The 21,294-nt window shown below is 62.4% G+C and carries 15 protein-coding genes and 1 pseudogene; 9 read left to right on the forward strand and 7 right to left on the reverse strand.

Translation table 11 applies throughout. From position 1 onward, the window contains the following. Positions 1–3: 3 nt before the first annotated feature. Positions 4–1,665: a class I adenylate-forming enzyme family protein gene (locus CH286_RS27170; RefSeq protein WP_094610941.1), complete on the forward strand. Its 1,662-nt coding sequence runs from the start codon at positions 4–6 to the stop codon at positions 1,663–1,665. Positions 1,666–1,733: 68 nt separating this feature from the next. Here CH286_RS27170 and CH286_RS27175 read toward each other — a convergent pair whose 3' ends face one another. Then, on the reverse strand, positions 1,734–2,831 hold the full coding sequence (locus CH286_RS27175; RefSeq protein WP_141215909.1) for a GGDEF domain-containing protein: 1,098 nt from the start codon (positions 2,829–2,831) through the stop codon (positions 1,734–1,736). 235 nt (positions 2,832–3,066) lie between these two features. On the opposite strand from CH286_RS27175, the gene CH286_RS27180 reads away from it, so the two are divergent. From CH286_RS27180 to CH286_RS27205, 6 genes are read left to right on the forward strand one after another with little or no spacing between them, the layout of a single operon-like run. Then, a complete protein-coding gene (locus tag CH286_RS27180; protein WP_176458369.1) occupies positions 3,067–3,609 on the forward strand; it encodes an acyl-CoA thioesterase in 543 nt (180 codons plus the stop codon). A gap of 13 nt (positions 3,610–3,622) precedes the next feature. Next, positions 3,623–5,113, forward strand: coding sequence for a flavin-containing monooxygenase (locus tag CH286_RS27185; protein WP_255182783.1), 1,491 nt, complete (start codon positions 3,623–3,625; stop codon positions 5,111–5,113). After that, positions 5,110–5,979, forward strand: coding sequence for a short-chain dehydrogenase/reductase (locus CH286_RS27190; protein WP_094610945.1), 870 nt, complete (start codon positions 5,110–5,112; stop codon positions 5,977–5,979). The genes CH286_RS27185 and CH286_RS27190 overlap by 4 nt, the downstream gene beginning before the upstream one ends. Beyond that, positions 5,976–7,757 (forward strand): alpha/beta fold hydrolase, encoded by a 1,782-nt coding sequence (locus CH286_RS27195; RefSeq protein WP_176458370.1) that lies wholly within the window; start codon positions 5,976–5,978, stop codon positions 7,755–7,757. Before CH286_RS27190 ends, CH286_RS27195 begins: the two co-directional genes overlap by 4 nt. Then, positions 7,754–8,575 (forward strand): SDR family NAD(P)-dependent oxidoreductase, encoded by an 822-nt coding sequence (locus CH286_RS27200; RefSeq protein ID WP_094610947.1) that lies wholly within the window; start codon positions 7,754–7,756, stop codon positions 8,573–8,575. The genes CH286_RS27195 and CH286_RS27200 overlap by 4 nt, the downstream gene beginning before the upstream one ends. A 7-nt stretch (positions 8,576–8,582) precedes the next feature. Then, a complete protein-coding gene (locus CH286_RS27205; RefSeq protein ID WP_094610948.1) occupies positions 8,583–9,740 on the forward strand; it encodes a PucR family transcriptional regulator in 1,158 nt (385 codons plus the stop codon). Between the two features lie 750 nt (positions 9,741–10,490). Here the strand turns inward: CH286_RS27205 and CH286_RS27210 are convergent. Continuing rightward, the gene (locus tag CH286_RS27210; RefSeq protein ID WP_369597552.1) at positions 10,491–11,231 is read right to left on the reverse strand and encodes a site-specific integrase; all 741 of its coding nucleotides are present in this window, start codon (positions 11,229–11,231) and stop codon (positions 10,491–10,493) included. Positions 11,232–11,411: 180 nt separating this feature from the next. Beyond that, a pseudogene (locus CH286_RS27215) lies at positions 11,412–11,753 on the reverse strand (histone-like nucleoid-structuring protein Lsr2); the annotation flags it as partial. Positions 11,754–12,975: 1,222 nt separating this feature from the next. Between CH286_RS27215 and CH286_RS27700 the strand changes: the two are divergent. After that, positions 12,976–13,362 (forward strand): helix-turn-helix domain-containing protein, encoded by a 387-nt coding sequence (locus CH286_RS27700; protein ID WP_141215910.1) that lies wholly within the window; start codon positions 12,976–12,978, stop codon positions 13,360–13,362. Between the two features lie 87 nt (positions 13,363–13,449). Beyond that, complete coding sequence (locus CH286_RS27225) at positions 13,450–15,339, forward strand: CocE/NonD family hydrolase (RefSeq protein WP_094610950.1); 1,890 nt, start codon at positions 13,450–13,452, stop codon at positions 15,337–15,339. A 688-nt stretch (positions 15,340–16,027) separates the two neighbouring features. Here CH286_RS27225 and CH286_RS27230 read toward each other — a convergent pair. From CH286_RS27230 to CH286_RS27245, 4 genes are read right to left on the reverse strand one after another with little or no spacing between them, the layout of a single operon-like run. Then, complete coding sequence (locus CH286_RS27230) at positions 16,028–17,044, reverse strand: crotonase/enoyl-CoA hydratase family protein (protein ID WP_094610951.1); 1,017 nt, start codon at positions 17,042–17,044, stop codon at positions 16,028–16,030. Positions 17,045–17,054: 10 nt separating this feature from the next. Further along, entirely contained in the window at positions 17,055–18,692 is a 1,638-nt protein-coding gene (locus CH286_RS27235) for an acyl-CoA dehydrogenase family protein (RefSeq protein WP_094610952.1), read from the reverse strand. A gap of 25 nt (positions 18,693–18,717) precedes the next feature. Continuing rightward, positions 18,718–20,334, reverse strand: coding sequence for an FAD-dependent oxidoreductase (locus CH286_RS27240; protein WP_094610953.1), 1,617 nt, complete (start codon positions 20,332–20,334; stop codon positions 18,718–18,720). A gap of 7 nt (positions 20,335–20,341) precedes the next feature. Beyond that, positions 20,342–21,229 (reverse strand): AurF N-oxygenase family protein, encoded by an 888-nt coding sequence (locus tag CH286_RS27245; protein ID WP_094610954.1) that lies wholly within the window; start codon positions 21,227–21,229, stop codon positions 20,342–20,344. Positions 21,230–21,294 lie beyond the last annotated feature (65 nt).

The following is a 21,294-nucleotide window of genomic DNA, read 5'->3' on the forward strand; positions in this document are numbered from 1 at the left end:
CCGATGGTCATCAATGTGAATGATCTCGTCAATCGTCGGGCCGACAACCGGTGGGACCGCACCGCGGTCGGGGACCTGCTGGAGCGCGTGACGTGGAGTACCCCGGACAAGACTGTCATCGTCGGGTGGGACGGTGCCTTTGCGCACCCGGAGAACGAGCGGTTGACGTACAGGCAAGCCAACGACTCGGCCAATCGTTTCGCCAACGCGCTCCTGAGCAAAGGGCTCGTACGGGGTGACGTGGTGATGTTGTTGTGCGACAACTCGGTCGAAGCGTGGCTCACCAAGCTGGCGGTGGCCAAAGCAGGTCTGGTCTGCGCACCGGTCAACACGATGATGGCTCCTGATGTCCTCGGTCAGTTGGTCGAACTCGTCGAACCGAAATTTCTGGTCATCGACTCCGAACGGTGGGCAACCAATGCCGACATACTGGGGCACCACGGGGTAGAGGCGGGCGTAACCATCACGATCGGGGGCGATGCAGTTCCTGGAAGTTCATCTTTCTTGGAATTCTGTGCCGACAGTCCGGACACCGAGCCCCAGGTCGATATTCATGGTGACGACATCTGGCAGATCCTGTTCACCTCGGGCACGACCGCTGCGCCCAAGGGGGTCATGCTCTCTCATCACGCAACCCACTACGCTGGGATGAACTTCACCGCCGCGCTGACTCGTGGACTCCGCCACGAGTCGGACATCGTGCAGTGCAGCTTCCTTCCCCTGATCTACCACGTCGGAGATCATCTGTTCAACATTTCTGTGCTGCTCAACGGTGGCACGTTGGTCATCGGGCGCAAGCCCGATCCGGTTGCGACAGCCCGAGCCATCGACCGTGAGTCGGTGACCTGTCTATGGGGAGGCTCGCCCGCCATGCTGGGAGCCGTCGCCGAGGCTCTCGACGCAGAGCCGAATTTGAATGCATCGAATCTGTCGGTCGCCGTCTACGGATGGGCCGCTTTACCGCCGCGGACCTTTGCATCGTTGCGGGTGCGTTGCGGAGATTCGTTACAGGCGCTCGCGATCTTCGGGCAAACCGAAAGCATTGCTTGTCATCGCTTCTGGCCGGACAGCTGGAGCGAACTGTACGAACGAACGGCACCGCGCGACAATTACGTCGGAGTCCCGAGTCCTATCCTCTCGTCGAAGATCGTCGATCCATTCGGTATGGAGATCCGGAGTCACGACGACGGTCCAGGTGAGGCCGTATATCGTTCTCCCGCTTTGTTTTCTGGCTATTACCGCAACGAACAGGCCACCAGAGAAGCCTTCGTCGACGGCTGGTTTCACTCCGGTGACAGCTGCGTAATCGGTGAAAACGGCCAACGCATCATGGTCGATCGGTACAAGGACATCGTCAAGACGGGCGGAGAGAACGTGTCGACGCTTCGGGTCGAAGCCGTTCTGCTCGAGCACCCCTCGGTGGCGAGGGCAGCGGTCGTCGGACTGCCCCATCAGCAATGGGGCGAGGCGGTGACGGCGGTCGTGGTGACACACGAGGGTGTCGTAGCCGATGCGTCGGACATCATCGACTTCGCTCGCTCCCGCCTTGCCGGCTTCGAGACCCCGAAGCGAATCGAGTTCGTCGACTCCCTTCCCGACACCGTCGGCGGGAAGATCCTGAAGTACAAATTGCGGCAGTCGCTCGCGGCTCTGTACACCACGTAGCGGAAGGCTCAGTGTCGATGGCACATGAGGACTCGCCCTCGGCCCGCCAATTGCGACGCACACTTCGATTACCGACGCGGCTTGTGGCGGTACATCGCATTGTCGGCGCGCCTGATCATGTCGTCGAGATCCGGTGCAACGGGACCAGGAGTCCACGCAGCAACGCCCACGCTCACCGAGATCTCCGCAGTGGTCAGCATCGACAGCGCGTCGCCGGCGAGCGCCATTGCCAGCGTGTGGTCGGCCTTCGGCAACACGATGACGAACTCGTCACCGCCGACTCTGGCGACAATGTCCTCGGGTCGGAACGCGTACGAGAGGGCACCGGCGAGGCGAACCAGCGCAGCATCTCCTGCCTCGTGGCCGAATGCGTCGTTCATCTTCTTGAGACCGTCGACGTCCAGGTATAGGACAGTGACGGGCAGGGACGCGTCGACACAGGACGCGACCTCGAGCGTGGCGCGCCTGTAGAGACCTCGGCGATTGAACAACCCCGTCAGATCATCGCGGTGAGACTGGGAGTCCGCGTGCGCCCGAGCCTCGTCGGCCAGGCGGTACCTCTCCGACAACAGATCGATCGTCTTGATCCGAACGTAGTGAATAATCGCGACGACCACGACGGTCCGTATTACCGACACCGCGAAGGTCTGGGCGCTGACGTCCGTTCCGTACGCGACGGCCATCGCAATCCAAGTGGCCATCGTCGCTGCGGTCAGGGCAACCACGTGGGAGCGACGTTGTAGAACTGCCGCGTACGCAACCACGGCCAGTACGAGTCCGTACGCCGGATACGCTTCCCGGGCACTGACGTAGGCGAGCGTTGGACTGGTGACGAACAGTAGAGCGGAGATCAGAGTCACGACGTCGGTGTGACGGTAGAACCAGGTCGCGTGTCGAGTGTGGAGCGCAAAGAACGTCGCGGTCGCGATCGCCGTCACCACCAAGGTGAAGGCTCTGGACCACCAGGGAAAGCCCGGATCGGTATCCGTCGCCATCCACACGGATATGCAGACGAAGAGCACCGCGCACAGCGCGCTCACCGTCGCGAGCCCTTCGACGATAACCGCATCGGACCGCACCGGATCGCTCCGATAAGCGGTCGAACGCCAGACACGGCGGGCGTGAGCTGCTCTGTCGAACCAGGAGCGTGGCTCGGTGTTGCTCATGATCTCCACCGCCCTCGCGAAGGGCCCCGCAACCCGTTACCTGTTACTACGGAACATACCGCGTCGAGGAGTCCTTGCCTTACGGCAACGGCGTCGGGATTGTGCTTTCGTGCTTACGCCCGGTGTGCACCGCGCACATTGCGTCACCCCCAACCGTGTTCTGCAGGACCTGTCGTAGACGGTGCGTCGCACTGGAAGATGGATGCAATCGAGGCGACGAGGATGGAGAGAATGCATGTTGATGACCGTGCGGTGGTTGGTGGCGATGATTCCACCGCGTCAATCGCAGAGCGCAGTGGAGGTCGGTGAACCGGTCGATACGCCGTTTCGGGTGCTGCCTTCCGATCTGGATCTGTTGATGCACATGACGAACGGCCGATACCTGTCGATTCTGGACGCCGCACGTATTGCCTATTGGACGCGCACAGGACTCTGGCGTCAGCTCCGAGCGAAACACTGGCATCCCGTCGTGGTGGCGCAGACGATCAATTACCGGCGGTCGCTGACTCTGGGTGTTCGCTACCAGGTGCGCACCACAATGCTCGGATTCGATAAGCGCAACGCATTTTTCGAGCACGTGTTCCGAGTGGACGAGGCCGTGTACGCGAATGCTGTCGTGGCTGTGCGACTACTCGACCGACACGGTGCGTCCGTGACGCCGAAACAAGTCCTCGAACTCGATGCGCAATTCGCCCCGGCACGAGAACTGCCCGACTGGATCGAACCCTGGCTGCAGTCGGCCAGAACTTCGACCAGTGTGCAGATGCCGATCGTCTGAAAGGAATGTGGCTGTGAGTCAGAATAATTCGGCCGAACACGACCATCACGTGCTGGCGATTGTCGGTTCGGGATTTGCGGGGATCGGCGCAGCCATACGCCTGGCCGAGCATCATCGGGGAAGCGTCGTCATCTTCGAGCGCGCCGACACCCTCGGGGGCGTGTGGCGAGACAACACCTACCCGGGCGCGGCGTGCGATGTGCAGAGTCTGCTCTATTCGTTCTCTTTCGCACCCGGTACCGATTGGCGACACACGTTCGCGCGGCAACCCGAAATACGCGCCTACCTCGAACGGGTCGCACGCGAGCACGGTTTGCTGCCTCGCTTGCGTACCGGATGCGCAGTGCAATCAGCGACGTGGGACTCCATCCACCATCGGTGGGTTCTCGAGACCGAGGGCGGGACGTCGACTGCCGACCATGTCGTGCTGGCAACCGGCGCCCTGGCGGACCCGGCCATTCCGCACATCGACGGTCTCGAAGAGTTCGGTGGGTCCGTTTTTCACTCGGCTCGTTGGGATCACTCTGTGGATCTCTCGGGCAAGCGGGTTGCCGTTGTCGGAACCGGTGCGTCTGCCATTCAGTTCGTACCGCAGATTCAGCCCCTGGTAGGCGCGCTGACGTTGTTCCAACGCACCGCGCCCTGGGTGATGCCGCGAGGTGACACGGCTATCACGCGTCGCTCTCGCGCCGCGATGCGCGTCGTACCGGGACTGCAGCGTATGCGTCGCACAGCCATTTACGCCGAGAGGGAAGCGAAGCTGGCGGCATTCCGGCATCCCACGCTCATGGCTGTCGGTGAGAGGGAAGGGCGCGCCCACCTGGAGCATGCCGTCTCCGATCCTGTTCTGCGCAAGAAACTCTCGCCGAGCTATCGCATGGGTTGCAAGCGAATATTGTTGTCCGACAACTATTATCCCGCGCTTGCTCAACCCAATGTCGACGTGCACACGGTGGGAATCGATCGCGCGACGCCCGAGGGCCTCATCGACTCGGACGGCACCACTCATCCCGTGGATGTCGTGATCTTCGGTACCGGATTCGACACGAGTCGTCTGCCACTGACCGAGGCAATCGTCGGACCCGACGGTGTGTCGATGTCGGAGATGTGGGGCTCGAGCCCGGAGGCGTACATGGGCACTTCCGTCACGGGGTTTCCGAACATGTATTTGATGCACGGTCCGAATATCGGACTCGGCCACACCTCGGTGATCATGATGTTCGAGTCGCAACTCCGCTACATCTCAGGTGCCATGAAGTGGTGCCGCGATCGAGGCCCAGCAACAGTCGAGCCGACTCCACAAGCGCAGTCGGGTTTCGCTCGGCTCGTCGATTCACTGACGGACGGGACCGTGTGGACGAGTGGTGGCTGCTCGAGTTGGTACCTCGATCCGACCGGGCGCAACAGCAACCTCTGGCCGGCGAGCATTTTCGGATACCGCCGCCGCGCATGGTCCTTCGATGCAACGCATCACCTATCACGAGTGGGAGCCGAACAGCGATGAAGCGCAACACCTCCGTAGCGGGAAAGGTCGCACTGGTCACGGGCGGCGGCTCTGGAATAGGTGCCGCAACTGCACGTTCGCTGGCAGACCGGGGAGCACACGTGGTGGTTCTCGATCGGAGCCGGAGTGTCGAGACCACGGCGTCATCGCTTTCTCGGGTCGCCGGTAATCGACATCGAGCGATTCAGGGGGATGTGACGGACAGCAGATCGCTTACCGAGGCGGTGGACGAGATCATCGCGGACTACGGATGTGTGGATATCGTCGTCGCGAATGCCGGTGTGGCAGAGGCAGGCACGGTGGCCACCAGCGAGATCGACACGCTTGCTCGCACCGTCGACGTCAACCTCGTCGGCGTGATGAGAACGGTGCATGCCACCCTCGGCCACGTCACCGCGCAACGCGGCTACTACCTACTGGTCTCGTCTGCTGCGGCGTTGAAGAACGTACCTGGTGGCTCCGCATACGCGGCGTCGAAAGCCGGTGTGGAGGCATTCGGAGGCGCGCTGCGGCTCGAGGTCACGCACAAGGGTGTCGCAGTGGGGGTCGCGCACCCAGCATGGATTCGGACCCCGATGTTCGCCGCGCAGAACGACATCGTCGCTGTTCGTGAAGGTATCCAGAAGCTACCGTGGCCGTTCGACGTGGTCACCGACGTCGACGAGTGCGCGGAGGCGTTCGTGTCGGGAATCGAACACCGCAGCCGCAAGATCTACGTACCCGCTGCACTCGCCGCCGTCGACAAGGTGCGGGGGTTGTTCACAGGCAGACTGTGGGACATCGCTGTCGGCCTACGCGCGTCCTCGACCGTTCCCGCACTCGAACGCGACGTGCTCGAGGCGCGCACGATGGGAGGCGCGCAGTGAGCGACAACGTGGTTCTGCTCCACGGGCTGGCCGGGTCGGAGGACACGTGGACGAGAGTCCGGGCACTTCTCGATACCTCCAAAACTATTGTGGCTGTTCGACTTCGAGGCTCGACTTCGATCGAAGACGACGCTCTCGACGTTGCCCGGCACATGCGCGCGAGTGGACTCTCGTCCGCGACCGTTGTAGGCCACTCGCGCGGCGGGTTGGTCGCTACATCTCTGGCCGAGCAATTCCCATCCCTGGTCGAGCGCTTGGTGCTGGTGTCGACGCCTCCCACGCGAGCGAGTCGGCTTACCGCGCGCAGCGCCTCGGAGAAAATTCTTCGCGTGCCGGGATTGGGAGCGGCAGTATGGGCCGCCATTCCGAGGGGTGTGCTTCGGGCCGGCCTGAAAACAGCGTTCGCGCCGGCGCCGAGTGTCCCTGATTTCGCTGTCGCCGACCTCGTCGAGACGGGACGTTCCCGGCTGGTCGCAAACGGCGACGCGATCGACCACTATCTGGACGAATCCGAGCTGTCCGTGCGTCTGTCGTCCGTGCACTGCGAAGTCGACGTCGTCTACGGGCTCGACGATCGACGTGTGGATGCCGCAGCAATGGCACTGTCGGCGCGCGGACAGGGTAGGCGGGCATTTCCACTGAAACACGAGGGACACGGGGCACCGTGGACATCGGCGGGCGCTGTTGCCGACGTCGTGCGCGGAGCTGGCAAAGGGCACACTGTCGTCCTTCCGAAGCGGCCGATCAAACCGCTGTTGGAACCGCGCCGGTGGACACCACCGCCAGCCCCCGCACGCGCGCGGAAGCACACGAGTAGTACCCCGATGGGTGCAATCAGGCGCATCGAGCTCCCTGGTCGCGGACCGGAGGATGTGCGGATAGATTCTCGGGGGCGCATCGTGACCGGTATCGAAGACGGCCGCATCCTGAGAGTCACTGTGAGGAGCAATGACTCAGTTGTCGAGACGCTCGGTGACACCGGCGGTAGGCCCCTCGGAATCGCAGTGGTCGACGACTCGACTCTGCTGATCTGCGACAGCGAACGCGGACTGCTGAGACTCGACGCCGATACCGGCGAGATCGAGGATTTGGTGTCCGAGGTGGATGGGGTTCGACTCAACTTCGCGTCGAACGTGGTGGCGGCTGCGTCGGGGCGAACCTACTTCACGGCGTCGACCCGGCGGTTCGGCTTCGAGAACTACCTCGCGGACTTACTGGAACACTCCGGTACCGGCCGGCTCCTCGTTCGTGACCTTGACGGTTCGGTGCGCACTCTCGTCGACGGGATTCAGTTCGCGAACGGTTTGACCGTCTCCGAGGACGAAACCTGCATCACCGTGTCGGAAACCGGTAGTTTTCGGCTCGCTCGATATCGCGTCGATGACGCCGGTGGTGTCGTGGCGCTGGATCCCTTGATCGAAAATCTCCCAGGGTTTCCGGACAATCTGTCGGCCGACGGCGACGTGGTGTGGGTTTCGCTTGCGTCCCCGCGAGTCCCGCTGTTCGATATTGCGGCCCGCCTTCCGGGGTTCGTGCGGAAGTTGGCGTACTCGTTGCCGGAAAGCGTTCGTTCCGGAGGCACGACCACCTGGGTCATGGCGGTCGATGGGAATGGTGATGTCGTCCACGACGTGCAGAGTCCGTCTATGGAGTACTCGACTGTCACCAGTGTGGTTCGCGCCGGAAGCCACCTTGTTTTCGGCAGCATCACCGAGTCGGCTCTGTGCGTGATCGAGCTACCCCGTTCAGCCGCCGAATCAGCAGGAGATCAATCATGACGTTGACCGGAAAAGTCATCCTCATCACCGGTGGCGCAGGAGGATTGGGCTCGGCGTCCGCTGCGATGTGCGCCGAGCGGGGTGCCGATGTGGTCCTGCTGGATCGCGACGAAGAAGCGCTGGCGCGCGCCGCCGAGGCCATTCGAGGTCGGGTGGACACGTATGTTCTGGACGTCACCGACGCCGCGGCCTGCGCGAAGGTGACCGCGCAGATCGTTGCGAAGTACGGACGAGTCGACATCGTATGGGCCAATGCCGGGGTATCGGTGTTCGGCCCTGTCGATCTGCTTCCGGACGGCGCATGGAAACGGGTACTGGACGTCAATCTCGTTGGAGCACACAACATCGTGCGCGCGGCCCTTCCCGAACTGCTTCGATCGCGCGGCTACATCGCTATGACGTGCTCCTGGGCTTCGTTCGCCCATCAACCGGGGCACAGCGCTTACTCAGCCGCAAAGGCCGGACTCGAAGCGTTCGCGAACTCTCTACGACTCGAGCTCTCGGGAACCGGAGTCGATGTCGGGTCCCTGCATCCGGGCTGGATCGACACGACGATGGTGACGGGCAAGCTGAAGGGGCAACCCGCTTTTGCCGCACTACTCGATGCACTACCCGGACCTTTCGGATCTGTGGCCACCACCGCCAGTATCACCCCGCATCTCGTCGACGCACTCGAACGGCGTGCGGCCCGCATGATCTATCCTCGCGTGGGATGGGCTCTGCTGTTCACCCGATCAGCACTCCAGACATCGCTGTTCACGCGACGCAGCAGGGCGATCGCACCCAAGATCCGGCGGCTGAGCGCCCTCGAACGATAGAAGCAACATGACACAGGCAGACGGCGATCGCATTCGCGCCAGGGAACGCGAGACTGCTGCCCGCATCGCGTCCTTGATTGTCCCCGGAGACTTCGAAATCGACTCGATAGCAGCCGATCTCACCGAACTCTATCGCGCGAGCATTCCGGTATACGACCTTGTTGCCCGGGACGAGGTCGAACGGAATACCCGTGCAGTGCTCGACATCGTCGTCCGGCAGGTGTTCGGTGGGGACGTGCCGACGGTCGACCCTGCCGAATTGACCGAACTCGTTCGCAGGTGGTCGGTTCAGCAGATTCCACTCGAACTCGTGGCGCACAGCATTCAAGTGGGAGCCCGCAGATTGTCGACTATCATTCGTGCCCGCGCCGAACAGGAGGAAATTTCTTCGGACGTCGTAGACGACGTTCAGGACATGATGTGGCACTGGGCAACTTCCTACTCCGCCGTCGTCAACGCAGTGATGCAGGAAAATGCCGTTTCGCGGGCCGCTCACCGAAGTTCCTTCATGCGTCGGCTGTTGGAGGGAACGCATGCTCCGGCTGCCCTACCGACGCTTCTTGCCGAACACCGGATCGTCGCCGACCACCGATATCGCGTCGCCTGCGCAGACTTCGATGATCCCCGCTTCACGTCCGATGTGGTGGCAACGCTGAGAATGCGAGCCGCGACGAGCGAGGTTCCTGTATTCGACGCTGTCGTGGACTCGTATTTTGTTGCGTTGCTACCCTTTGTGCCCGACGACCTCGAGATCGGAGCGTTGGTTGCAGTAGGGTCCGCCGAGCTACCCTCGGATGCGGCTACGTCCTACCGACAAGCTCGCCGCACATTCGATGTTGCGGCCCGATTCGCGCGGACCGGATTGGTAGACCTCGCAGGTCTCGGCGCTCTGCCGCTTCTCTGCGTCGACGACGAATCGATGCTGTCGCTGGCCGATGTGTATCTCGCGTCGCTCCGAGAGCGTGGTGAATCGGGGCGAGAGATCACCGAGACCGTAGCTCAGTTTCTGCACCACAACCGTCGGGTCGACGAAACGGCTGCCGCACTCTTTCTGCATCGCAACACAGTTCGCAATCGGGTGGCCAAGTTCACCACACTCACGGGTCTCGACCTCGACGTCACCGACGACCTCGTTCTGGCGTGGTGGCTGCTCGGTAGACGTTGACAGGGACGCTGGTCGGCCGCAGGTCGCGGGCGACGACCCGCTCATCTCTGCGCTGGCGCTGGTTCGGCGCAGCCCCTGACTGTGACCACGTCGAACTATGTGGATCGCCGGGTGTTTCATGTGTTGGCACGAGTGGAGGGCCGCAAGCTGGCTTCCGAGTGGATGATTTACTCAGAACTCGGACGGGGACGTCGAGCGTGGGGGACGGATTGGTGGAGACCCACGCCATGCGGTGCGCAGAACACGGGCCGGTCCTGCGAGGGGCAGATATCGAACGCCACACATCGTGAGCTGTTGGGTGGACGCGACCACCACAGCGATTCAGACTTCAGCCCCGACCATTCCACGCTATCTGTATGGGGTCGGCTCAGAGCCGACTGGGCGGCGTCTGGCTTTGCTGCCGCGCGGCCGACGGTGTCACGAGCGTGTCACATGTCGGTCCGAACGGACGTGTATTCGGGTGGTACTGCTTGGACGATGGACACAGGTCAGAGCCTCTGTGGTGGTTCCATGCGGACGTATGTGGTTGTCTCGCAACATACTTGTAAGCGAGCGGTCAACGGTTCAATCCCGTTAGGAGGCTCCACCGAAAATCGGGCCTGACCTGGCCCTTTGTGTTATCTCTAATGAGTTTCATTGCCGACTAGGCAAGCTCGGGGTCACAGAATGTCACAACTGCTTCAAAACTCGCCGGAACAGCCCCTGCTGAGTCCGCCTGCTCCTTGGTGGACGGTCGCGGACGAACGCCGGTCAACTTGCATCATCGGATGGCTCGTCACGACGTCGGATGAGTGACTGCAACGTATCGGCCGCGCCCAGTAGCGCTTGGTTCTGGGAGTGGACATAGGTGCGCATCGTGAAAGCGTTGTCCGAATGCCCAAGCCACGCCGAGATCACGGCAATAGGCACACCTTGAAGGTGCAGCAGAGTCCCGCACGTGTGACGCGCGTCGTGGAGACGTATGTCGGACACCTTGCTGTCGATGCATAGCCTGCGCCAATAGTCGCTGACCGTATCGGGATGAAATGGTCGCCCGACAGCGTCGGACACGACGTACGTGCCGGGGCCGACGTAGCTCGAACTCTTTCGTTCCACACCCTGCAAGCGGTGTGCAGTTTCGAGTGCGGATTTGAGGGCTGGCGTGAGGGGAAGCGTGCGCTTGGACTTTTCTGTCTTCGGCGGACCCTCTACGACGCGTCCATTGACCGAGACTCGCGTGTTGTTGATGGTCAGACTGCCGGCGTGAAGATCGACATCGTTCCACCGAAGCCCGCACAGTTCACCGCGTCTTAGGCCGCTCAGCGCAAGCAACCAGGCGTGCCCGTTCCGGTCGGCCGTCGATGCCTCCAGGAGGCGTTGCACTTCGTCTTCCGTGAATGTCTGCATCTCAACGTGCACACGGGGCGCGCGGTCGACGAGCGCGGCAACGTCTCGAACCAATCGCCCTTCTCGCATCAGCCCGGTGAAGACCGCGCTTACGAGGTTGAGCATCGGATTGATCGAAGTGGCCTCCCACGGACGTCGCAGTTGGCCATCGGGTTTGACGAGCTGCCAGCCAACAGATTGTTGACTAAAGCGTCCATGTGACCCTTGGTCATCTGCCAGAGCCCGGGCAGCAGAGGGAACATGAAGCCGCCCCCTCACGTAGACGAGGCGGCTCGCCGCCCGTCGGTGTGCGGCGTTGTATGCCTCTTCGATGTCGGCCGGGATGCGGCCGCGTTCGCTGATTTCGTAGCCCTGATCAAATGCCCACTGCCGAATCGCCCGCGTCTGCTCCGGATCACGCTTGCCCGATCCGTCGGCCGATGTCGCGGCCGACGCGACAGCGGGGGAGGGCTTGCGCTTGCGGCCACCGACTCGCGTCGCGTGTCCGACGTAGTAGTCGAGCTTCTTGTGAAACTCGTTCGCGTTCTTCGCCTTCAGGTCGATCGAGTACTCGACGCCGTTCATCGCGAATTCGATCGTCTCGCCGGACTCGTCGTCGATGACCGACCCGTCGATATCGTCCACCAATTAGGTTGTAACTCGTTTGGCCACAGCCGGAAAACCTTTCCTCGACACATTCGTAATGCGCAACCGCATTACTTTCCATGAGCGTAACCAGCACCGACATCCCTACCCTTCATGACACAAAATTCGAGCCGCTATCGAGTCGTATTCGCTTCCTGCGGTCCGGCGCACAGGCACCGCCGAGAAGCAGGACTGCTGTCGCACAGGTAAGGGTTCACGGCAACTGGGCAGCGCCGGGCCACCCTGCGGGCGTCCACCGAATCGAACTCCGCTGCGCTCCGTTCTGTGAAGAGAGATCTCATTTTCCTCAACGTCATTGCCGGCATCACCGGGCCTCGGACGTAGGTTCTGGGTGCCTGGGGACGCCGTGACGGCGCTCATTGAAAGTGCCTCGATCTGATCTTTGAATATGCTGACCCGTGTGGCTCCGCCACTGAGGGCTGGCCTCGATCGGTGAAGCGGTTCATTTCGCCGCTGCAGTGCAGATCTGCGTCTGCAAGACGTCGGCTGATGTGACTAGACAACGCTGGGGGCCGGGTGCATCCTCGGAAGGGGTGCCGCTTGACACCCTTTCTCGAGTCAGAGGAATACGCCAATGCATGATCTTGCTGGCCGGTTGGACGACGTCGATCCTGTTGCCGCACAAGCAATCCGAGTCATCCATCATTTCGATCAGCTCACTTTGGCGGGAGTGGGGATACGCGCACTGTTGAAAAGCGCGGCTGAACTGACAGGATGCCCGGTCGGAGTCGTGCATGGCGGACGTACGCTTCCTCTCGTAATCAGGGGCGACGGCACTGAGGCTCAAACCCTTGAGATCCCCTTGGGTGCGCATCCCGTGCCCGGGATGAGTGGCGCGAGCATCTGGCTGGATCGTTCGGGGCCGGCGGTGTTCTCTGATCCCTACGTGCTCGACCGCCTTGCCTCTGCGGTGTCGACAGTGCTGTCCAGAACAGCAACATCATCGCTTGCCGGGAGCGATATTGGGCTCGTAGAGATCCTGATCGACCGCGCAGAGTCGGCCCAGGTCCGGCACAGCGTTGCCGCCCGGTTAGGGCTGAGCACTTCACCCATCACCGTCGTCGTAACCTTGGGCGGACGCGGAAAGCTCCCGCCTCGATCTGCCCCGTTGGGATCCCTTGTGGTCACGTTGTGCGCGTCAGCTGCCTGGCCGGCTGGGTTGCCCTCACGAGCTGCGTGGGCTATCGCTACAAGCGTTGTTGACGTGCCCGCAGCCTTCGACGACGCTCGCGCAGCTTTGCGCGTGACTGCTGCGACAGGCGAATCGGGCGCGACCCGGATCGCCGCTGACGATTTAGGTGCCCTGAAGCTTCTCGCGCAAAACGCCGACTCGCCAACAGCCTTGAGGGAGATTCAACTCATCGACCGCGCGGCGGCTGCCTGCGGATGGGTCGAGGACACGATTATTGCCTTGGCCACGTCGGACAGTCGTAGGGCTGCAGGGGCGGTACTCGGCGTTCACCACTCGACACTTCAACAACGCATCGTGCTGCTCGGCCGCCTCCTTGACTACTCGGTACAAGGTGCAGATGGACGTCTGCGTGCCTATCTGGCTGTGATGCTGCGAAGAGCGCGGCGGAACGACTGGTAACTCTTGCCTCGATCGTCCGCGCAAGTTCGGCTTTCGGTCCGCCAAATGGCGGTAGTCCGTTGACGCAGACGGCCGGATACTGACGGTATGAAGCAGATCGAACCCGCCGAGCAGTCACCTCAGGCCCCGGCTCAGGCCGCAAACAATGAACCGATCCGTAGATTTACGGTCGACATTGTCGCCGCCGACGGCTGCAAACTGAGAACCGCAGTCTACCTACCAGCGGGCGCTGGTCCATACGCCACCATCTTGATGAGGACACCTTACGGAATCACCGAAGCTGCGTCGGCAGCCGAGGTGGTCGGTCAAGCAAGTGCGGCGCAGGGCTACGCAACCGTCGCTCAAGACGTTCGCGGACGGCACGGATCGGACGGAGATTTCAACCTTGGTCAACACGACCAAGAAGATGCGACTGCAACACTGGACTGGATCACCAGGCAGCCATGGTCAGACGGGGCGGTAGTGCTTCGTGGGGACTCTGCTGGTGGTCTTTTCACCTGGTTGGCTGCCACCACAAAGCACCCGGCAGTTAGAGGTGTCGTCGTAGGAGTCACAGGCGGAGTTTTCGATGGGTTCGGTTACTTCGATCGTGGAGTGGTGCAGCCCGAGAACCTGATCGGCTGGGTAGGGAATCTGATGCTTCCGGACCGACTCGCACGAACTGGGCTGGCTGTGGGGGATCCTCGGTGGCGCGTACTCGCCGAGGGCGATACGACCCCGACTTTGGTGGAATTGCTGACCTTGAGTGCTGGAGAGGAGGCCCACGCGGCCGAGCTCATGCGCAGAATGACTGCACTCACCGAGGCCAACCGGCGATCGGTCATGCAACTGGCGTCGGAGCCAGCGCATACACATCAGCAGCTGGAAGAACTGATGCCTTGGGTTGCACAATGGCTGGCACACCCTGACCCCGAGGACTCATTTTGGGACTACCTCGACTACGGAGACGAGCTCGAGGTGCTTTCCGTCCCGGGACTGCACCTGGGGGGATGGCACGACGTTTTCATACGCGGAACCATCCGCAACTATGTACGCGCCGCGAGTGCCGCTTTGGCCCCTCAGCGGCTAATCATCAGCCCGTATACACACTACGGCTCGAATGCCCCGGTCGGATCGTGGACGCCACCGCTTACTCAGCAGCCCGACAGCATGGGCATGTTGGGCACGACGCCGGGACCTAGACCTGATGTGGTTCGTAACTGGTTGGCACGCTACCTGGACGCCAGCGGATCGTCGGAGATCGAGAGCGGCGCGCCGATTTCCCTCTACGTTCAGCGAGCCGACCTCTGGAGGGATGAATGGGAATGGCCCCTGGCGCGTACCGAATGGACACCGCTTTACTTGAAGAGCAACGGGTCAGCGAACACCGCCGATGGTGACGGGGCACTCTCTGCATTGTTGCCACAGAGCGAGTGCGTGGACAACTACACCTACGACCCCGACGACCCAGTCCCCTCGGTCGGGGGGACACATCTAGGAGCCTATCTGCCTGCCGGGATCTTCGATCAAACCGCAGTAGAGTCTCGGGCTGATGTGCTTGTCTACACAAGCACGCCCTTCGAAGAAGGTCTCGAAATAACGGGGCCCGTCACGGTGACCTTGTTCGTCTCCACCTCAGCGGTAGACACCGACTTCACTGCGAAGCTCACCGATGTCGACATCGAGGGGAGGTCGACCAATGTTTGCGACGGGGTGGTGCGCTTGAGATTTCGAGCAGGCTCCAAGGGGTTGGTGCAACCGCATAGCCAGCAGCGCGTGGTGGTCGAGCTTTCTCCCACAAGCTATTGGTTCGCGCCTGGTCACCGTGTTCGTCTTCAGGTCTCCTCCAGCAACTTTCCGCTTCAGCAGCCGAACAGCAACACCGGTCAAAATGAATGGCTGCATGACGTGAGGCCACTCGCAGCGAATCAGACCGTGTTTCACGGAGGAGCCACGCCTTCGGCTCTGTTGCTCCCGGTAGTTCCCACCGCTGACTAGAAAACTTGCCGGCGATTTGCCCAGCACGCGCGGTAGGTAAGCGACGATTCGACGCCCGAATCGCTGCACACGGGAAATTGACGAGATCGAGTGTCATCCATCATGGGTGCACAGAATTATCGGTTCGAGTCGGTTGCGGCGTGCCAACTGAGCATGGCGTGCACGTCGCGCCGCGCATCCTCCGCATCTAGAGTCAGCACCACTGTCCGCGCGCACGATCTCCAATGAGCCTCACCGCCGCGCTCCGCGGGACGATCGGCGAACCGGTAGAGCCCTATGGTCGCTGCAAGATGCACCGGCACCTGCGCGGAGAGGGACAGAACGCGGCCGTCAGGAGCCAGCCGAAATCCACCCGGCCATCATCAAGTGGGCGCTCGGCATCGGCCTCCTCGTCGCCATCGTCGTGACCGCATCGAGTTTCAAGCTCAGTTTTTCTACCCTCTACGACCTCGCCACCATGGCCAACTTGGGTGACAAGTAGGCGCGTTCGCGGTTCGCCATACTCGCAGAGTTGGTGGATCGGTCCTCAATCGGTACCGCAGTGGTCGAGGACGCGGCGCAGTAGTTGGGGTCTCGCGGCGGCAGGTGTACGAGATGCTGTCCCGACTCCGTAATGGGGGATGAGCGGTAACCGATCTACTGATCTCCGCTCCTGTAAACACGAAGCTACGCTCGAACTGCCCGGCTCTCAGATGCCCCCGGCTCGCTTCCAATCTCCGTTGGGCTCGTCGCGTTCGCGGACGGCTTCTCTGAAACCTACTGTGGCGGAGCGAAGTTGAAATGCGTATCCCTCGCGGGTGTGTCGCGACATGCCGTCGAAGATCGTGCTCACCATGGTGGAGTTCGCGACTCCGTGCGCGAGCAGCGCACTGTTGAGCGCCAGTTTGGTCATCATCAGTTGGTTGATCGGCATGCGCGCGATCCGCTCGAGCAGTTCTTCCGTCCTGTCGTCGAGTTCGTCGGCAGTCGGGGCATCGACAGCGAGGCCCCATTCAGCGGCTTGTCTTCCGGATATACAGTCACCGGTGAACAGAAGGCGTTTGGCGCGTTGGTCACCCAACCTGTGTGCCCACATACCCGCCGCTGGGATCCCCCACACACGGGTCGGCGGGTAGCCGATCTTGGTGTCGTCAGCGCAGATGATCTGATCTGCATACAGCGCGATGTCGGTTCCCCCGGCGACGGCGAAACCGTGTAATTTCGCGACGGTCGGCTTGTTGGCGTGCAGGAGGCTGGCGAATCCGCGGTTGAACCTGCTCATCATCGCGTAGTCGACCATCGGATCCCATGTGCCCCAGGGGTTGTGGTTGCGGGCTTGTGCGACCGGATCGAGGACGGTTCCGGTCGATCGGTCCGGTCCCTCGACCGGCTCTCCGACGTTCTCGGCGAAGATCGACAGGTCGTATCCACCACAGAAGCCCTTACCGCGGCCGGATACGACCATCACGTGCACGCGGGGGTCGAGGTCGGCGCGTTCGACGGCGTCCGCCAGTTCGATGGGGGTATCGACGGTGATGGCGTTGCCCCGGTCGGGTCGATCGAAGGTGATTCGAGCGATTCTGCCGGTCACCTCGTAGGTGAGGGTGCGGTAATCGTGAGGGGAATCGGCGTGCACCCGACCGGCGAACAACGAATCGTCGCCGGCGGTCAGGTCGTCGCGCCAACCGGCTGGGCGAGTCCCGGAGTGCTCTGAGTGGTCAGTCATTCGGTGATACCTACCTGGTGCCGATTTTCGGTGTTGCGCGTTCGATGATCGCCGCGGTGTCGACGCCGTGGGGGAGGGTCCCGAAGACATCGCCGTGGTCGACGCCGAGCCTGCTCACGGTGAAGGCGTCGGCGACGGCAGGGTGTCCGTGCCGAACCAGCAGTGAACCTTGCAGAACCTGCGCCATTTTCCCGACGACGCGGCGTGCGCGGTATTGGATGGTGTCGAAGTCGGTGAACTGCGTTTCGAGCTCGGACACTGCCGAATCGAGATGTACATCTGCGCCCTTCGCCAGCTTTACCTCGTCGAAGAACGCGGTGAGGGTGTGCGGTTGTTTCGCCATTGCGCGGAGCGCGTCGAGTGCGGCGACGTTGCCGGATCCTTCCCAGATCGACATCAGCGGTGCCTCGCGGTAGAGACGTGGCATCCGAGACTCTTCGACGTACCCGTTGCCGCCCAGGCATTCGAGTGCCTCGGCTGCGTGCATCGGTGCCCGCTTACACACGTAGTACTTGCTGATCGCCAATGAGATTCGGCGCAGGGCATCGGCCTGCGGATCTCCCGATACCGCTTTGTCGGTGATGTCGGCCAACCACAGTGCAACCGTCGTCGCGGCTTCGGCTTCGACCGCGAGGTCTGCGAGCACATTGCGCATCAATGGTTGGTCGAACAGTGTCGCGCCGAAAGCACTGCGGTGTGCGGCATGGTGTGCGGCCTGGGTCACTCCGACCCGCATGCCGGTCGCGGACCCGATCGTGCAGTCCAGACGGGTCATGTTGACCATCTCGACGATTGTCGGGACCCCGCGGCCTTCGTCGCCGACCAACCAGCCGACGGTGTTGTCGTACTCGACTTCGCTGCTGGCATTCGAATGGTTGCCCAGCTTGTCTTTCAACCGCTGGAGCGCGAACTGATTTCGAGTGCCGTCCGGCAGCACCCGGGGGACGAAGAAGCACGAGAGGCCGCCCGGTGCTTGGGCGAGGACGAGAAATACGTCGGACATCGGTGCCGAGGTGAACCATTTGTGGCCGGTGATGCGGTAGGTGCCGTCGGTCATCGGTTTCGCGTTGGTGGTGTTGGCGCGGACGTCGGAGCCTCCTTGCTTCTCCGTCATCGACATTCCAGCGATGATCCCGTTCTTGGACAGTGGGTTTCGCAGACCCGGGTCGTAGACGGTCGAGGTCAGAAGTGGCTCGTACTGTGCGGAAAGTTCTGCGTTGGCGCGCAGCGCCGGGACTGCGCCGTAGGTCATCGATATCGGACAGCCGTGCCCGGCGTCGACCTGGCCCCAGACGCTGAGCGTTGCGGCGCGGACAAGGTGCGGGTTCGATGTGGGGTTCGTCCACGGGGTTCCGCCGAGGCCGAGTTCGACAGCATGCGTCATCAGCGTGTGGTAGCTGGCGTCGTAGACGACCTCGTCGACCCGGTTGCCGAAGCGGTCGTGAGTTTTCAGTGCCGGTCGGTTCGCCTCGGCCGCATCGCCCCATCCGATTGCTTCGGCGCTACCGGCCAGACGTCCGACGCGATGCACTGCGTCGAGGGCATGATCGGCACCGGCGCGATGGAGGGCTTCGAGGACCGAGGGTTGATCTGCGGCGTCGTAATCGACGAGTTCGGGGACCTGGTTGGTGACTTCGTGGCGTGCCATGTGTTCGGCTCCTTGGTTTTGACGGTCAGGGGTGTGCGGTGGTTGCCAGTTCGCTGCGGCGCACGATCTTGCTGCGTGGACGCGCTGTCGCCTGGCCTCGGCGCCGTTCTTCGGTGTCGATCCTGTGCCACCCTCGAAGATCGGTGGGCCTGATTCCGCGTGCGGTGAGCATCGAGTCGAGCGCGGCGGCACTGTGTTTCGGCTGCTGTAGGTGTCCGTCGGCGAAGTCTGCAAGCAAGGCCGCGACGGTGTCCTGGGAGCAGTATCGATTGGTGCCGATCACCCCGGTTGCGCCGCGCTTGTGCCAGCCGACGGTGTACAGGCCGGTGATCGGGGTGCCATCGGCGTCGTCGGTGATACGTCCGTTCGTGTGCGGTGTCCGCGTCGTTCCGGGAAGGACGGGGATTCCAGGAATCGCGTGGGAGTCGTGGCCGATCGCGTGGATCACCACTGCGGCGGAGACTTTTTCGGTGGTGGTGGGTGTGGAGATCTGTACCGACAGTGTGGGAGCGTCGTTGTCGATCGAGGTCACGCAGGTGTCGAACCGGAAGACGATTCGTTTTCTGCCCTCACTGCCGGTGCCGGTGTGTGTCCGAAAAAAGCTCAGCTTGCGGGGTAGGGCTGCGTTGTCGGTGTCGAGTTCGCGTGGAGGGTCGAGATCGGTGTGCGGGTCCACCTCGATCGCGAGCCCGGGGAGTGTTGCGAGCGCTGTCAGTTCGGATTCGGTGCATGCGCAGTGCCGGGGGCCTCGGCGGCCGAGTATCCATACTTCTTCGATGCGGCTGTGCTGGAGTGCTGTCAAGGCGTGCGTTGCGATGTCGGTGCCGGCGAGCAGGGCCGGGTCTGTGAGGAGGATGCGTGCGGTGTCGAGGGCGACGTTGCCGTTTCCGACGACGATTGCGCGGGTGCCCGACAGATCGAAGGTGGTGTCCGCTGCATCGGGGTGACCGTTGTACCACCCTGCGAACTCGTGAGCGGAGACGCTCCCTGGGCGAGTCGCTCCCGGGATGTCGAGGGTGCGGCCGGTTGGTGCTCCGGCGGCGACGATGACGGCGTGGTAGCGCTCGCGTAGGTCTTCGACAGTGATGTCGGTGCCGATGTCGACACCGAGCCGCAGACGAAGGTTTCTCTCCCGCGCAATCGTTTCGAACGTCGCCGCGACCGCTTTGGTTTCGGGGTGATCCGGTGCCACGCCCGAACGCACGAGCCCCCAGGGTGTGAGCAGCCGCTCGAACACATCGACGTCGATGTCGCTGTGGCGTAACAGTTCCTCGGCGGCGTACATCCCTGCTGGACCGGATCCGATGATCGCCACTCGCAGACGGCCCAGTGCGGGCGGAAGTACGGGGATGGCGCGGGTGGGCCCGATCGAGAACGGTGTGACCGGGCGTCCGGCGAAGTAATCGGCGTTGACCTGGGCGAAGTGGAGCTGGGTCGGGACAAGCTTGTCGATCGGAACGATCGCATCGACCGGACAGGCGTCGGCGCATGCGCCGCAGTCGATGCAGGTTGTCGGGTCGATGTGCAGCATTTCCGCGGTCGCGAACTCGGGTTCGTCGGGGCGGGGGTGGATGACATCGAGCGGGCACGCTGTGACGCAGCGGGCGTCATTGCAGCAGGCCCCTGTGACGACATGGACCATCGCGGGCTCAGAGGACGCCGGCGACGCGGCACAGAGCGTCTCCGAACCGGTTGCGGATGCCAAATTCGGCGAAGGTGCGCATGGCATGCTCGGAAGCCCACTTCTGGGTCTGTCGCCAGTGCTTGTTCTTGCGTGCCGCTCGGGTGGCTGCACGTTTGTCCAACCCACAGTTCTCGTACATCTTGGGCGAGACCATGTAGCGGGTGACGAGTAGCGCAATGGGTCCGTACAGGGCCGAGATCAACGCTTTTTCCACGGCCGAGTTCGGTAGGCGCTCGGCGAGTTCTGCTCGAGCGAATTTCAGGTGCCGTGACTCCTCGATCACATGGATGTGACTGATTCGGCGGACCAGGGGTTGTACCGACTCGTCCGCTGCGGTCTCGCGCTGGAGTGCGTCACCGTATTCCTCGAAGAACATCGCGAGCGCCATGGCGACAACAGGAGGCGAGGTAGCTCCGAGGATCTTCGCCGCTTGGCGGGCCCATCGGGGCGCACCGTAAGTGGGCATCTCCGTGGCGGCCACCATCCGGCCGAACATCGTCGAGTGTCGGCACTCGTCGGCGATCTCGGTGTACAGATGCCAAGCGTATGAGGTGGCGCTGTCCGCGTTGTAGACCTGACGAATCAACATCTGCATCAACAGGGTCTCGACCCACGCCTCGATCGCATGTGTCGACGCGAGCTGGTGTTTCGAGAACTCGACCTTCTGATCCCGGGACAAACGATCCCACATCGCAGTTCCGAACAACGAACAACGATGTTCCGGAAAATAGGCCAGGTCCGGGACGAACCCCGAGGACCAGTCGATGTCCCTGTCGACGTCGAACGACATCAGCTCCGCACTTCGTACGAGCCGTTCTGCGGTTTCGTCCATGTTGGACGCGTGTAGCGCCATAACCAACTCCTGCACTCGAACCGAATGATGTGACCCCCAGTAACAGTATTACACCTCCGGTGTCG

The sequence above is a fragment of the Rhodococcus sp. WWJCD1 genome, from assembly GCF_002258735.1.
GTDB lineage: Bacteria > Actinomycetota > Actinomycetes > Mycobacteriales > Mycobacteriaceae > Rhodococcoides.